The organism is Sphingorhabdus sp. M41, from assembly GCF_001586275.1.
GTDB lineage: Bacteria > Pseudomonadota > Alphaproteobacteria > Sphingomonadales > Sphingomonadaceae > Parasphingorhabdus.
The window spans coordinates 2,500,869-2,514,368 of record NZ_CP014545.1 but is presented as its reverse complement, the minus strand read 5'-3'; the positions used below and the strand labels follow the sequence as shown (position 1 = coordinate 2,514,368).

13 protein-coding genes and 2 tRNA genes are annotated in these 13,500 nt (G+C 56.5%); 4 read left to right on the top strand and 11 right to left on the bottom strand.

All coding sequences use genetic code 11. From position 1 onward, the window contains the following. Positions 1–30: 30 nt before the first annotated feature. Complete coding sequence (locus tag AZE99_RS11875; protein WP_067201374.1) at positions 31–1,515, bottom strand: ABC transporter substrate-binding protein; 1,485 nt, start codon at positions 1,513–1,515, stop codon at positions 31–33. Then, complete coding sequence (locus AZE99_RS11870) at positions 1,515–3,056, bottom strand: peptide ABC transporter substrate-binding protein (RefSeq protein WP_067201372.1); 1,542 nt, start codon at positions 3,054–3,056, stop codon at positions 1,515–1,517. Before AZE99_RS11870 ends, AZE99_RS11875 begins: the two co-directional genes overlap by 1 nt. Positions 3,057–3,135: 79 nt before the next feature. Between AZE99_RS11870 and AZE99_RS11865 the strand changes: the two genes are divergently transcribed. After that, the gene (locus AZE99_RS11865; protein ID WP_067201370.1) at positions 3,136–4,317 is read left to right on the top strand and encodes an acyl-CoA dehydrogenase family protein; all 1,182 of its coding nucleotides are present in this window, start codon (positions 3,136–3,138) and stop codon (positions 4,315–4,317) included. Positions 4,318–4,320: 3 nt separating this feature from the next. On the opposite strand, the gene AZE99_RS11860 is transcribed toward AZE99_RS11865, so the two are convergent. From AZE99_RS11860 to aroA, 7 genes are all read right to left on the bottom strand, one after another. Continuing rightward, positions 4,321–4,794, bottom strand: coding sequence for a TspO/MBR family protein (locus tag AZE99_RS11860; protein WP_067201367.1), 474 nt, complete (start codon positions 4,792–4,794; stop codon positions 4,321–4,323). 97 nt (positions 4,795–4,891) lie between these two features. Beyond that, positions 4,892–4,978: transfer RNA gene (locus tag AZE99_RS11855), tRNA-Leu, on the bottom strand. A gap of 96 nt (positions 4,979–5,074) precedes the next feature. After that, positions 5,075–5,356: an integration host factor subunit beta gene (locus tag AZE99_RS11850; protein WP_067201365.1), complete on the bottom strand. Its 282-nt coding sequence runs from the start codon at positions 5,354–5,356 to the stop codon at positions 5,075–5,077. 229 nt (positions 5,357–5,585) lie between these two features. Next, positions 5,586–7,289 (bottom strand): 30S ribosomal protein S1, encoded by a 1,704-nt coding sequence (rpsA, locus tag AZE99_RS11845; RefSeq protein ID WP_067203619.1) that lies wholly within the window; start codon positions 7,287–7,289, stop codon positions 5,586–5,588. Between the two features lie 208 nt (positions 7,290–7,497). Continuing rightward, the gene (locus tag AZE99_RS11840) at positions 7,498–8,142 is read right to left on the bottom strand and encodes a (d)CMP kinase (RefSeq protein ID WP_067201355.1); all 645 of its coding nucleotides are present in this window, start codon (positions 8,140–8,142) and stop codon (positions 7,498–7,500) included. Next, entirely contained in the window at positions 8,139–8,399 is a 261-nt protein-coding gene (locus tag AZE99_RS11835) for a CBU_0592 family membrane protein (RefSeq protein ID WP_067201352.1), read from the bottom strand. Before AZE99_RS11835 ends, AZE99_RS11840 begins: the two co-directional genes overlap by 4 nt. Next, positions 8,399–9,745 carry a 3-phosphoshikimate 1-carboxyvinyltransferase gene (aroA, locus tag AZE99_RS11830; RefSeq protein WP_067201349.1) on the bottom strand — a complete coding sequence of 449 codons (1,347 nt, stop codon included), beginning with the start codon at positions 9,743–9,745 and terminating at the stop codon, positions 8,399–8,401. The genes AZE99_RS11835 and aroA overlap by 1 nt, the downstream gene beginning before the upstream one ends. Before the next feature lie 183 nt (positions 9,746–9,928). Here aroA and AZE99_RS11825 point away from each other — a divergent pair, with 183 nt between their 5' ends. Beyond that, entirely contained in the window at positions 9,929–10,252 is a 324-nt protein-coding gene (locus AZE99_RS11825; RefSeq protein WP_067201345.1) for a TIGR02300 family protein, read from the top strand. Between the two features lie 50 nt (positions 10,253–10,302). Continuing rightward, positions 10,303–10,378, top strand: a tRNA-Ala gene (locus AZE99_RS11820). A gap of 125 nt (positions 10,379–10,503) precedes the next feature. Here the strand turns inward: AZE99_RS11820 and AZE99_RS11815 are convergent. Together AZE99_RS11815 and AZE99_RS11810 are read right to left on the bottom strand one after the other, a co-directional pair. Then, on the bottom strand, positions 10,504–11,628 hold the full coding sequence (locus tag AZE99_RS11815) for an AI-2E family transporter (protein WP_067201342.1): 1,125 nt from the start codon (positions 11,626–11,628) through the stop codon (positions 10,504–10,506). A gap of 25 nt (positions 11,629–11,653) precedes the next feature. Continuing rightward, positions 11,654–11,893, bottom strand: coding sequence for a hypothetical protein (locus AZE99_RS11810; protein ID WP_156472238.1), 240 nt, complete (start codon positions 11,891–11,893; stop codon positions 11,654–11,656). A 397-nt stretch (positions 11,894–12,290) separates the two neighbouring features. Between AZE99_RS11810 and AZE99_RS11805 the strand changes: the two genes are divergently transcribed. Next, positions 12,291–13,475, top strand: a complete 1,185-nt coding sequence (locus AZE99_RS11805) for an NAD(P)/FAD-dependent oxidoreductase (protein ID WP_067201337.1) — start codon at positions 12,291–12,293, stop codon at positions 13,473–13,475. Positions 13,476–13,500: the final 25 nt, after the last annotated feature.

The following is a 13,500-nucleotide window of genomic DNA, read 5'->3' as shown; positions in this document are numbered from 1 at the left end:
GGACCTCCCTATCATACGCTACTAATATAATCAGGATATGGGTATCCCGATCAACGGGTTCAATGGATGCCATCCGCGCGGGTTGACGGCAAAGCCACGCTGGCCCTGCCGTGCAATCGACCAGCGGATCGGAACCGCGATCGGGATGAAATTATAGTGATCGACCAGCATTTCCTCCACCTCGGCATAGAGTCGGGCCTTGATTTGCAAATTGGTTGCCGTATCGGCCTCGGCAATTTTTGAATCGGCATCGTTCAGGCAGACCGTGGTTTTGACGCAGGTGAACTGTTTCAGAAACCACGGGGCGCTGTCATAAGGGGCTATCTCGTCCATCAACTGGACGTCGGCATCCTCGTTTCTGCTGACCTTCCTTGCATCCAGTCCCACTCTTCTGAGATCAGACTGGATACGCTTGAACAGGATGTCGGCCCCGGCTGCCTCGGGCAGCGCGATGGTCAGCGGGACGACTGGCCCTTCCGAAGCTTTCCATCGGCTTACATGATTTTTGGCAAAAACTATCCGTGCCTCCATCGTCATGCTGGCCCAGTCCGGATAAGTGTTGATCCCGGCGACATCGAGCGCTTCGGGGATGATCTTGAGGCGGCTCTGCCAGGCGCTGACCCCGGGAAATGAAGTGAGCAGAGCCGGACGATTGATCGCCATCGCCAATATTTCCCGGTTCGCCGGAACCGCCCAGAAACCATTGGCGCGGATGAACCGCAGTCCAAACAGTCCGGCAACCGGATCGAGCCGCAAGTCGCCGCTGCTGATACCGGCTGCTTCGATCAGCGGGAGGTGATGATATTTGCCGTTCAACACGATCTGGGCGCCACCGGCCCGATAGCGAGCGATGGCAAATGCTGCGGGTTCGCTGCGCAGTGACACCCAGCGGTCATCTTCCTCTGCCGTTTCCTGTTCGTCCGGTGATAGCTCGTCAAACCGACCGAGTTTGATGCCATTCTCCTCGTTCAGCAGGCGCATCGGCCCGGCTCCGTGACCGGCTCGGAAAAGACCCATTTCCGGCTGGGCGAGCAGCTGCAGGAAATTGGGGTGCGGGGCGTCCAGTTTGATCTCGATCACCCGACCGGTCATTGAGACGACCTCATCTACCGCCGTGACATCATAGCGCAAACGGCTGTTGCGCAGCTCGGAAAAGCGCTCGCGGAGCAAGCGCACCACCCGTTCGGCGGTTACCTGTCTGCCATCATCCCATTTGGTATCGAAAAGACGGAAAATATAGCTCAGACCGTCATCGGTGACGATCCAGCGAGCGGCGAGCGCAGGTACCACCCGGCCTTCTTCATCGAGCCCGACCAGACCCTTGGCCATTGCCGCGCGCATGGTCGAAGATGCGAAGTTCAGCCGCGTCCCGATCGGATTGATCCGGGCATCGCCGTCTTCGACCACAGTGACTCGCACCTGATCCTCGTTGCCGGCAAAGCCGCAGGCTCCCAGCATCGTCACGGCAAAAGCTGCGGAAAAGCTGTTCAGCCAGAATGTCGAGCGAAAATTCATCACGGCCTTATACGCAGAGTGCGACTGGGATGCACATTGGAAATATTATCTTCCCATCCGGCAATGCGCTTCGCCACCAGGCTGCGGGTAACGTAAAAATAGAGGGGCAGGATTGGCATGTCGGCGATCAGGATCGCTTCCGCCTGCCGCATCAATATCTGGCGTTTGGCAGGGTCGGGCTCGGCGATTGCGCGCGCTAAAACCCGGTCATAGTCCGGATTGTCATGGCCTGAATAATTTCCGCCGCCATTGGCCTGCTGGTGGACCAGCAGGAAATTTTCCGGTGTCGGCAGATCGGCAATCCAGCCGGAGCGGGACAATGCAAATTCATGCTGACGCAGGGCGGCAAAATGCAATGCGGCCTCGCTGTTGAACAGGCTGGCTTCCACCGCCAGCGGTTTCCACATTGCGGCCATTGCAACGGCCACCCGGCGATGTTCGGCGGAACTGTTGAACCGGATTTCGAACCGCAAGGGATGTTTTGCGTCATAGCCGGCGGCTTCGAGCAATGCGCGCGCGCTTTGCAGGCGCTTGTCCCGGGGCCAGTCCGCCCATTCGGGCTTTGCCGATGCCGGGCCAGCCAGTCCTGGCGGCAGCAACCCCCATGCCGGGATATTGCCAATGCCAATCACCTTGTCGGCGATCCACTCGCGTTCGACCGCCATGGACAGGGCTGTCCGGACCCTGCGGTCGTCAAAGGGAGGGGTGCGGGTGTTGAAGGCAAAATAATAGCTGCCGAGATAGGGCACGCTATGTGCGAGATCCGGGTGGTTCTGTTTCAGCCATTGATGGCGGCTTGCGGGATAATCCGCGGCGATATCAGCACCACCGGACAGGAACAGGCGCATTGCCGAGAGACTTTCATCCATCGGTTTCCAGATGACGGTCTTGGTTGGTGCCGCTTCGTCGTGCCACGCGGGATTGCGGTCCAGCCGGGCGTGATCGTTCAGTTTCCATTCGGACAATCGATAAGGTCCGCTCACAATCATCGGCCTGTCGGAGGTCCATTTGTCGCCGGCTTCGCTGATCCGGTGGAGCGGAAGGGCAGCCATTGCCGGATGCGCCAGCAAGGCGGGCAGGGACGGGTCGGGAGAGGCGAGGGTGATGATCACGCTATTCCCGCTGGGCGCTTCTACAGTCACAATATTGCCGAACAGAGCCTTTGCGGCCGCAGCGGTTTCCAGCGCGCGCAAACGGTCCAGCAGGGCGGGGAATAGCGTCGCATCAAAAGCTGTGCCATCGGAGAAGCGCAAATCATTCCGTAAGGCAAAAGTCCAGATCAGTCCGTCGGACGAGATTTTCCAGTCATGGGCCAGCCCTGGCTCCGCATTCCCTTTGGCATCGAGCCGGGTCAGGCCCTCGAACTGGTCAGCGGCCACGCGGAGCGAAGAGAGATCGGAGACTTTTTGCGGGTCCAGTCCCTTTATCTCCGAATCGGAAAGGCGGACGATTTGCGCCGGGCCAGGTACCGTATCAATAGCCGGATCGTTGGTGCAGGATAGCAGCATCAGGATCGCGGAAAGAAGAACGGGATAACGCATGTCCCTCGTCTAGATGTTTTTGCTGGCTCGACAAAGGGGAACTCGTGTGCTTGTTTCCTTTGCTGAGGAGAATTTCTGGATGACCGGTTTACAATATGATATTTCCACGATCGGTGAGGTCGGTCCCAGAGTTCTGGCTCTGCTTCCCGAAATTGCCGCTCGAGCAGAAGAAACCGAGAAAGCACGGCGTTTGCCCGCTGATCTAGCGGCAAAGCTGGCGGAAGCGGGGGCGTTCAATCTGTCGAAACCGGCATCGCTCGGCGGGTTGGAGCTGGAGCCTCTCGACTTCATGAAAATCGTCGCCACGACTGCCGAAGCGGATGCCAGTGCTGGCTGGTGCGTGATGATTGCGGTTACCTCTACCTTGGGCGCGGCCTATATGCCGGAACCGGCTGCGCGGGAAATTTTCGGCGCGGACGATGTTGTCACCGGCGGTGTTTTCGCGCCGATGGGCAAGGCCGAGGACAAGGGCGATCATTATCTGCTCAGCGGCCAGTGGCAATGGGGCTCCGGCTCGGCCAATTGTTCCTGGCTCGGCGGCGGTGCGATGATCTTCAAGAATGGCGAGCTGCAGAAATTCGACAATGGTGCCCCTTATCACCGGATGCTGTTCTTCCCGGCGAAAGACGTGTCATTCATCGACAGCTGGCATGTTGCAGGGCTGAAAGGCACGGGTTCCGGAGATTTTTCGGTCGAGAATTTGAAAGTTCCCAAGGACCGTAGCGTGTCTTTTGTTGGCGACCAGCCGCGCGATCCGGGCGCTTTGTATAAATTCCCGCTCTTTGGCTTGCTCGCGCTCGGCGTATCTTCGGTTGCCCTGGGCAATGCCTGGGCCGCGCTCGAAGAAATCAGGATGATCGCGATCAACAAGAAAACACCCGGCGGCGGTCGATCAATGGCGCAGCGGGCGACCGTACAGGCCGAACTGGCGCGCGCGACGGCACTGCTGGGAGGCGCTTTCAGCTTTCTGGAAAATGCCGTCAGCAAATGCTGGGAAGAAGCCCAGGGTTCCGGAGAAATCTCCGCCAAAGGCCGTGCCAATCTGCGTCTGGCTTGTGCCCATGCCACCGAAATATCTGCTGAAACCTGCAAGACCGCCTATACATTGGGCGGCGGCAGCGCGGTCTATTCGGACAATAGCCTGCAACGCCGTTTCCGCGATGCCCATGTTGCCACTCAGCATATCGCTACCGCGCCGGCAGTGTTCGAACTGGCTGGTCGGGTTCTGCTGGACCAGCCAGTGGATATGGCGATGTTGTAGCGACTAGCCAAAGGGACGGTTTAGCTGCACAATCTTTGCATTGAGCAAGGCGGCAAAGGAGACCCACAGGAAATAGGGCAGGATCAGGATGCCCGCCAGCGAGTCGAGGCTCCATGTCAAAGCCAGCATTGCGGTGACCGAAAGCCACAGAAATACAACCTCGACCAACGCCCAATCGGGTCGCTGATATTTGAAAAACAGCGGCGACCAGAGCAGGTGAAACAGGAAATTTGTTCCATAGGCGGCGATCAGCAGGGCTTGCTCGGATTCGCTGCCGGCTTGCTCCCATGACAGGATAGCTGCCCAGGCCGCTAGTCCTAGTATCGTCATCCAGGCCGGTCCAAACAGCCAGTCCGGCGGTTGCCATGCGGGTTTTTTGAGCTCCCGGTACCAAGGCCCGATGTCGGTTAACAGTCCGCCTGCACCGGCGAGGATGATGGCCCAGAGGACTGCTGCGATAATGACAGGACTAAGCATGGATTTTGCCTCGATGATGGTTTTGACGGGATAGTGCGTCGCAGCCGTCCGGGAAGTTTGGTCAAATTCGTCGGTGAGAGGGCCGAGATTCTAAAACTGGTGCGGACGGCGGGACTCGAACCCGCACACCCATTTCGGATAGCAGATTTTAAGTCTGCTGCGTCTACCATTTCGCCACGTCCGCACCGGTAGGACCAACTTTCGCCGGAGCCTAGCGACAAGCATTATTGCGGGCCTGTGGTCAAGTGGGTAGGCAAATTAAATCTGGAAATTTCAGCAATCAGCTTTTGTTCAACCGCTCACGAATTTCCTTGCCGGGCTTGAAATAGGGTACTCGTTTAGCCGGGACCTCTACCGATTCCCCTGTGCGCGGGTTGCGACCGGTGCGCGGTTTCCGCTGGCGGGTCGAGAAAGCTCCAAATCCACGAAGTTCAACACGACCACCTTCGGCCAGTTTCTGGCTGATCTGGTTGAAAAACAAGTCCACCATTTTTTCGATTTCATCCGGTTTCAGTTCCGGATTTTCTTCAGCCAGTTTTTCTAATAGTTCAGAACGTATCATCGGTGCGCCTTTCCGATTCCCGGTTGATATAGTGGATTCCCTTGTTGGAGATTCCAAGAATCGTGCAGTCTGTTATTTTTTAGAGCTCTTAGATGCCAGAAATTACGTCTGTTTTCAATGGTCTTGGCAGATTTGTGAAAAACTGATGTGAAATGGCGCGTGGCAAAGAAAAAGCCCACCCCGTTTAAGGGGCGGGCTTTTTTTGTAATTCAGTCCTGTGGTTGAAGAACTATTCTTCTTTCTTCTTCAGCGCGGCACCCAGGATGTCGCCAAGGCTCGCACCGGAATCGGTTGAACCAAATTGTTCCACAGCCTGCTTCTCTTCTGCCAGCTGATGTGCCTTGATCGAGAAGTTCGGTTTCTTCGAACGGTCGAACCCGGTGATCATGGCATCGAGCTTCTGGCCAACCTGGAAACGGTCCGGACGTTGCTCGTCGCGATCGCGGCCCAGATCGTTGCGCTTGATGAAGCCGGTTGCGCCGTCGTCGCCCATCTGGACTTCGAGGCCGCCATCGCGAACTTCGAGAACGGTAACGGTTGCAACCGAACCCTTCTTGAGGCCGCCGGTATCGGCACCACCCATGGCAGGCGCACCTTTTTCAAGCTGCTTCATGCCGAGCGAGATGCGTTCCTTGTCGACATCGATGTCGAGAACGATCGCTTTGACCTGCTCACCCTTGTGATGGAGGTTGAGCGCGTCTTCGCCGGAGATACCCCAAGCGATGTCGGACATGTGAACCATGCCGTCAACGTCGCCTTCAAGGCCGATGAACAGACCGAATTCGGTAGCGTTCTTGACTTCGCCTTCAACCGTGCTGCCGACTGGGTGCGTATCCGCAAAGTCGGTCCATGGGTTGGACTGAGCCTGTTTGAGGCCAAGCGAAATCCGGCGCTTTTCGGTATCGACTTCGAGAACGATGACTTCGACTTCCTGCGAGGTGGAAACGATTTTGCCAGGATGGACGTTCTTCTTGGTCCAGCTCATTTCGGAAACATGGACAAGGCCTTCGATGCCTGGTTCCAGTTCGACGAAAGCACCATATTCGGTGATGTTGGTGACCGAACCGGTGAGCTTGGTGCCAACCGCATATTTCTCGGTTGCGCTATCCCATGGATCGCTTTCAAGCTGTTTCATGCCAAGCGAGATACGCTGCGTGTCCTTGTTGATCTTGATGATCTGGACTTTGAGCGTGTCGCCGATGTTGATCATCTCGTTCGGGTGATTGACCCGCTTGTAGGAAAGATCGGTAACATGGAGCAGACCGTCGATACCGCCGAGGTCAACAAATGCACCATAATCGGTGATATTCTTGACGACGCCTTCGGTAACCTGACCTTCAGCCAGCGACTCAATGAGACCGCTGCGCTGTTCGGCGCGGGTTTCTTCGAGAATGGCGCGACGCGAGACAACGATATTGCCGCGCTTGCGATCCATCTTGAGGATCTGGAAGGGCTGGGTGATGTCCATCAACGGAGTCACGTCGCGCACGGGGCGGACGTCGACCTGGCTGCCGGGCAGGAAGGCTACAGCGCCATCAAGATCGACTGTGAAGCCGCCTTTGACGCGACCGAAGATAACGCCTTCAACGCGATTGCCTTCGTCATATTCTTTTTCAAGCTTGTCCCAGCTTGCTTCGCGGCGGGCGCGATCGCGGGACAGCATGGCTTCGCCATTTACATTTTCGATGCGGTCGACATAGACTTCGACTTCGTCACCGATGGAGATGTTGGCTTTTTGACCGGGAGCGGCGAATTCGCGCAGCGCTACACGGCCTTCTGATTTCAATCCTACATCGATGACAGCCATGTCATTTTCGATGCCGGTTACGGTGCCTTTGACGACGCGGCCTTCAAAGCCCTGGTCTTCGCCACCGAGTGATTCGTTTAACATTGCCGCGAAATCGTCGCGGGTTGGAAATGCCGTTGAGGCCATATGGTTTAATCCTTGATAGTCAATTTTTCTGGCCAGGCGGTTGGTTCCGCCGGTCTTGGACCAAAATTGCCACAGCCACCTCATGTGACCACAGCATCCTGCAGAAAACTACCAATATTTGGTGGATGCGAGGCCAAGCACAAATACCAAAAGCTGCGCCAAAGCCGGTCCGGTTGATTACCAGCCCGTCTTGCGCACCATTTGTTTGCTATGCCGGATCTTTGTCGCGCCGGCTGCTTATCTTCGCATTCACCAAGGCAATCGCCTGCTGAATGGCGGCGTCTATAGTCAAATTGGTGGTATCAAGCAAGTATGCATCTGCAGCGGGCTTGAGCGGTGCCGCTGCGCGATTTTGATCGCGTTCGTCTCGTTTCAATATGTCGGCGAGGATATCATCGAAATTGACTGGTTCGCCGCGCCGCTTCATTTCCTCAAAACGTCGCACCGCACGCGCCTCGGATGAGGCTGTCACGAATAATTTTACGTCCGCATCGGGCGCGATGACCGTGCCGATGTCGCGACCATCGAGTACGGCTCCAGCGGGTTGATAGGCAAAGTCCTTTTGCCGTTTGTCCAGCGCTCGCCTTACTTCCGGATGAACCGAGACCCGGCTGGCGAGGCCGCCGACCACTTCGCTGCGGAGGCCCGGATTGTCGAGCAGAGCGCCATCGAACATGCAGGCGGCCAGCGCATCGGCAGCATTGTCTGCGTCTCCCCCCTGTTCTCGGAGGGTCCAGCCAACCGCGCGGTAGAGCAGGCCGGTATCGAGAAAGGGCAGGGCGAAATGCTTCGCCAATTGCTTCGAGATCGTGCCTTTGCCCGAGGCTGTTGGACCGTCGACAGCGATGATCATGATTGTTGCCTCGCACCATGCCGATATGCTTTCCACAGACCGCTAACAGCAATGGTAATCCACACCATTTCCAGCAGAAAGGATGCCAGATTGAAGTGCACCAGGAGAGAAATGGTCAGCAAAACGGCACCGAGCAGATTGGCGCCGTTATAGACGAAGGGATTCACCGTCTCGGCATGGACATTATAGCCATAGGCAAATACCACCGAAATGCTGCCCATTATGCCTATCACGTTGGCAGTCAGTCCGCCGATCATCAGGATGCAAGTCCCGTCACAAGGTCTTGAAAGCCGGGAAAACTGGTTTGTACCGGAGCAATATCGTCGATCGCCAGACCGGATTTCGTTACCAGGCCGGCAACCGCGAAGCTCATCGCAATACGGTGATCCAGCGCGGTTTCGATCACCGGTTTGGGGCGCCCGCCTGCCAGCAGCTTGCCACCGCTACCTTCGATAACCAGGCCGTCGTCCTTCTCGGCAAGCTTGACGCCGAGCGCTTCAAGACCTTTCGCCATTTGCGACAGGCGATCGGATTCCTTGACCCGCAATTCGTGCAGGCCGCTGGTTGTGGTTTCGCCGCTGGCCATAGCCGCGGCGATAAATAATATCGGAAATTCATCGATCATGCTCGGCGCAATATCCGCGGGCACCTCTATCCCGGTGAGCGGGCTGTGGCTGACATATATGTCCGCGACCGGTTCGCCGCCGACGATCCGTTCCTTCTTGAAGCTGATATTGCCGCCCATATTCTGCAACACTTCAAACAGGCCGGCGCGGGTAGGATTGATGCCGACATTTTCGATGATGATATCCGACCCAGGGACGATCAACCCGGCAACAACCAGAAATGCGGCTGATGACGGATCACCCGGAACCTTGATCTTTTGCGGTTTTAGCTCGGCCTCGCCGGTCAGCGATATGATCCGGCAACCCTCCGCATCGGTCTCCACCCTGATGTCTGCGCCGAAACCTTTCAGCATGGTCTCGCTATGATCGCGGGTGAGGACGGGTTCGATGATGCGGGTAATGCCGGGGGTGTTGAGGCCGGCCAGAAGAATCGCCGACTTAACCTGCGCCGAGGCGACCGGCAGCCGATATTCGATCGGAATGGCCGGGCACAGGCCTCTGACCGTCAGCGGCAGGCAGGACTTGTGGTCCGAAGTCTCGCGCGCCCGAATGTCCGCGCCCATCTGGGAGAGTGGATCAATGACCCGGCCCATGGGGCGTTTGGTCAAGCTCGCATCGCCGATGAACGTTGCGCTGATCCCGTGTGATGCAACCAAGCCCATCAACAACCGCGTCGATGTGCCGCTATTGCCCATGTCGAGAGCATTGCCGGGTTGCATGAGGCCACCGACACCGACACCATGGACTGTCCAGACATCGTCCTTTTTCTCGATCCTCGCCCCCATTGCCCGCAGGGCGGCCGCAGTCGCAAGGACGTCCTCGCCCTCGAGCAGTCCGGTAATCCGGCTCTTACCTACGGCTAGCGCCGACAGTATCAAAGCCCGGTGGGAAATGGATTTGTCTCCGGGAACGGAAATTTTACCAGAGAGCGAGCCAGACGGTTTGAACGTTACTGGCTTGGGAGTGTTGCTTGTCATGTCAGAGCTTTGTTAGCGGAACGCACAAATGATTCGTGCAGGAATATCAAACGGCTTTTGACAGCGCAGCAAAGCTATGGCAAGGCGCGCCGGATTTCGCGGCTGATTTAGGCAATGCTTGACTCGGCGCATAGCAGACTTACCTATCAACGAATTGATTTAGACAGGATTTGGACACCAGCCATGGTTAAACCGGAATGGGGCACAAAACGCACATGCCCGAAATGTGGAACACGCTTTTACGATCTGGGCAAAGAAGACCCGGCAACCTGCGTTGAATGCGGGGAAAGCTTTGTGCCGGAAGCTGTACTGAAATCCAAGCAGCCTATGCCTTTTGAAGCGCCGAAGAAGGCGGTCAAGAAGGAAGAAGACGCGGTTGACGATGATGATTTGGACATCAATATTGATGATGATGATCCATCGCCGGACAATGAAGTTGATCTCGGCGGTGACGATGATCTGGGTGTCAGCAAAGGCAAAGGCGACGACGAGCCAGCCGATACGTAATTTTTGATTTGCTTTCTGAAGGGCGTCTGGATTAAAGGCGCTCTTCAAATGGGGCCTTAGCTCAGCTGGGAGAGCGCTTCGCTGGCAGCGAAGAGGTCAGCGGTTCGATCCCGCTAGGCTCCACCATTTCCTATATCTCCCAACATATTGATCCGTTCTGCCAATTGGCAGGAAGAAATTATCGGCAAACTATGAGCGGAATTTTCCCGCTGTGGTTAGAAGATTTGCGTTCTCGGGTCGTCTCAAGACCTTCATCCTCTGTCTTGTTGCTGTGCCGGAGAATCGAACAGCGGTTCTCCGAGAATGAAGCCGATAATATTCGGGCTTCCCGTCTGGGTCAGCAGCGCTTTGCCCACAATCAGCAAGGGGACCGCTATCAAGGCGCCACCCAATCCCCAGATCCAGGTGAAATAGCTGATCGCCAGCAGGATGACGACCGGGTTCATTGAAAAGCGCCGGCCCAGAATCGAGGGTGTGATCAAATTGGCTTCGATGGCCTGCAGGCCGATATAGGCCAGCGTGGGAACCAATCCGCCTCCCAGATCGCCGGTAGAGGCCGCGCCGAAACCGAACAAAAGTACGGCCATCAACATCGGTCCGAGATAGGGAATGAAGTTCAATATGGCTGCCAGGCCGCCCCACATCAGAGGCGATTCGATATCGAGCGCCCATGCGCCGAAAGCGACTATGATGCCGACCGCAATATTGATCGTGGTTACGGCTCCAATATAGTGCGACAGGTCTTCGGTAACGCTGCGCCCCGCCCGGGCCGCTTTCAGCGAAGTTGCCAGAGTCGACCGTTTTGACAATATGATCCGCTTCAGCCGCAGGCGGGATTCCAGCATGAAATATACCAGCAGGATGACCAGCAGAAGTTCGAGGAGGACGGCAGGAGTGGCATAAGCGGCCTCTTCCATGACCGTGGGGCTTGCCAGCACCACCTCACGTCCACGGGATTCACCGATCGTTGAAGAGAATTCAGTGCCCATCTGGGATACCGAAGCAGTGAACTGACGGATATCAACCAGCCGTTCTTGCAATATATTCGTGATATCCGGAAACCGCTCCGCCAGTTCCAGAGCCGGCTGCAGGATTAGCAGAAACCCGAATGCGAGAAAGAAGAGTAAGGTGAGGACGGAAAGAAAGGCTGAGATTGCGTTTGGTATTCCCCGTTTGGTTAACCCGTTGGTCAACGGCAGCAGCATCAGCATGATGACCATGGCGGCGAACAAGGGCCTGAAGAAAACGGCACCCGCCGACAGAACAAACGGCAGGGCCAGAAACACCCCGAGCGACAAAAGAAAGATTGCAGTCGAAAGCTGTCTTTTGGTCGGGGCGCTCTGGTTGAGGGGATGTCCGGTTGCGGGCGCTACCATGACCTCTCCAATATCGAGATCTTTATTATCCGCCAATATTGGGCTGACCCGTCTGAGCGAATTTGTCGGCAGCTACGGTACATTTGCTCGCCACTACGGGATAGTCGATTTCCAGCGCTATATCGGATTGCAACGCCTTGCCTTCGGTGTTTTCGCACTCCTGAAGCGTTGCAAAAATACGCTTGTCTCTGACCATTTCCCTGCACAGGGTCATGTCATCCGAACATCCCATCAAGATAATAGCGTAGGCGAGACTACTGAACATTTCTGGCTCCATCGACTTATTGTTGCTCTTGGTGTGAAAACGCAGCCACAGATAAAAGGTTGCGAAGGTTGATGGGAATGACGGGCCGGCAAAGCCTGTTCTGCGCAGCGCGCGTACCGCACGAGATCGTTCTTTGCGGAGAAAGGAAGATCGAACCCCCCGCGCCGGATCATGTCTTCAAGCCCCCGCCTGGCAGCCGTTGCAAATGGTCAGCATCGCTGTTAAACGCGCCCTCGCGCAGCCTCGGCTTCGCTTGAGCGGTTGCTCGCGGGACAGGCTGATTTTTATAACAAGGCAGTCGGGCAAGTCCGGCCGTTGTTCTCCTGAGCGACAGTCAAAGGCCCTGCGCGAATGGCAATCGCGGATCTGCTGATATTAGAGAGTTTCCAATAATCCGATGCCCAAAGTCCCGACCCATTATGACGCAATAATTCTTGGCGCTGGCGGCGCTGGCCTGATGTGCGCTGCCGTTGCCGGACAGCGCGGGCGCAAGATATTGCTGATCGATCATGCCGATGAGCCGGGGAAGAAAATTCTGATCTCCGGCGGTGGTCGGTGTAATTTCACCAATATCGGGACCGCGCCTGACCGCTATCTGTCGCAGAACAAGCATTTTGCGAAATCGGCATTGAGCCGCTATTCGGCGAATGATTTTATCGCTCTGGTCAATCGCTACGGCATCGACTGGCACGAAAAAACATTAGGGCAGCTGTTCTGTGACAGATCGGCCAAGCAGATTGTCGCGATGCTGATGGATGAGTGCCCGACTGACGCTGTCAGTCTGTCGCTCGGAAAATCGATAACCAATATCAGTCATAGCGATGGTCGCTATCGCGTCGAATATGGCGGAGAGACTGCCTTTGCGCCGTCGCTAGTGGTCGCGACCGGCGGTCCGTCGATCCCGAAAATGGGTGCGACGGGTTTCGCTTATGATCTGGCGCGGCAATTCGGCCTGAAAATAGTCGAGCCCCGGCCGGCGCTGGTGCCGTTGACCCTGGGCGGCGAAGAAACATTATTCCGTGAGCTGTCCGGCGTGTCGGCGCCGGTGATCGCGCGATGCGGGAAAACCGCGTTCCGGGAAGCTGCACTGTTCACCCACAAAGGATTGTCGGGTCCGGCAATTCTGCAGATTTCATCTTACTGGCAACATGGCGAATCGGTTGAAATCGACTTTCTGCCCGATTTGGCGGGCGATTGGCTCAGTCAGGCGAAGCTGCAATTGCCCCGGCTGTCCCTGAAAAAAGCGATAAATGCCCATTTGCCAACGCGCTTGACCGAGACATTGATCGAACGGATCGCCCTGGAAGGGGAACTGGGTAATCTGACCGACAAGAAGCTCGACGAGGCGGCGCGCCGCCTGTCCCATTGGCGCTTCATGCCCAATGGAACCGAGGGTTTTGCTAAGGCAGAAGTCACGGCTGGCGGTATCAGCACGGCCGAACTTTCTTCCAAAAATATGGAAGCTAGGCAAGTGCCCGGTTTTTATGCTATTGGGGAAGCTGTTGATGTTACCGGCTGGCTCGGTGGCTATAATTTTCAATGGGCTTGGGCGAGTGGCCATGCTGCCGGCAAGGCAATATGATCCCCAGTGCAGACCGTTTAATAAC

Bases quoted from the DNA above. Each gene is read 5' to 3' on its own strand.
- AZE99_RS11875 (WP_067201374.1), bottom strand. From the start codon at position 1,515: ATGAATTTTCGCTCGACATTCTGGCTGAACAGCTTTTCCGCAGCTTTT.
- AZE99_RS11870 (WP_067201372.1), bottom strand. From the start codon at position 3,056: ATGCGTTATCCCGTTCTTCTTTCCGCGATCCTGATGCTGCTATCCTGC.
- AZE99_RS11865 (WP_067201370.1), top strand. From the start codon at position 3,136: ATGACCGGTTTACAATATGATATTTCCACGATCGGTGAGGTCGGTCCC.
- AZE99_RS11860 (WP_067201367.1), bottom strand. From the start codon at position 4,794: ATGCTTAGTCCTGTCATTATCGCAGCAGTCCTCTGGGCCATCATCCTC.
- AZE99_RS11850 (WP_067201365.1), bottom strand. From the start codon at position 5,356: ATGATACGTTCTGAACTATTAGAAAAACTGGCTGAAGAAAATCCGGAA.
- rpsA (WP_067203619.1), bottom strand. From the start codon at position 7,289: ATGGCCTCAACGGCATTTCCAACCCGCGACGATTTCGCGGCAATGTTA.
- AZE99_RS11840 (WP_067201355.1), bottom strand. From the start codon at position 8,142: ATGATCATCGCTGTCGACGGTCCAACAGCCTCGGGCAAAGGCACGATC.
- AZE99_RS11835 (WP_067201352.1), bottom strand. From the start codon at position 8,399: ATGATCGGCGGACTGACTGCCAACGTGATAGGCATAATGGGCAGCATT.
- aroA (WP_067201349.1), bottom strand. From the start codon at position 9,745: ATGACAAGCAACACTCCCAAGCCAGTAACGTTCAAACCGTCTGGCTCG.
- AZE99_RS11825 (WP_067201345.1), top strand. From the start codon at position 9,929: ATGGTTAAACCGGAATGGGGCACAAAACGCACATGCCCGAAATGTGGA.
- AZE99_RS11815 (WP_067201342.1), bottom strand. From the start codon at position 11,628: ATGGTAGCGCCCGCAACCGGACATCCCCTCAACCAGAGCGCCCCGACC.
- AZE99_RS11810 (WP_156472238.1), bottom strand. From the start codon at position 11,893: ATGTTCAGTAGTCTCGCCTACGCTATTATCTTGATGGGATGTTCGGAT.
- AZE99_RS11805 (WP_067201337.1), top strand. From the start codon at position 12,291: ATGCCCAAAGTCCCGACCCATTATGACGCAATAATTCTTGGCGCTGGC.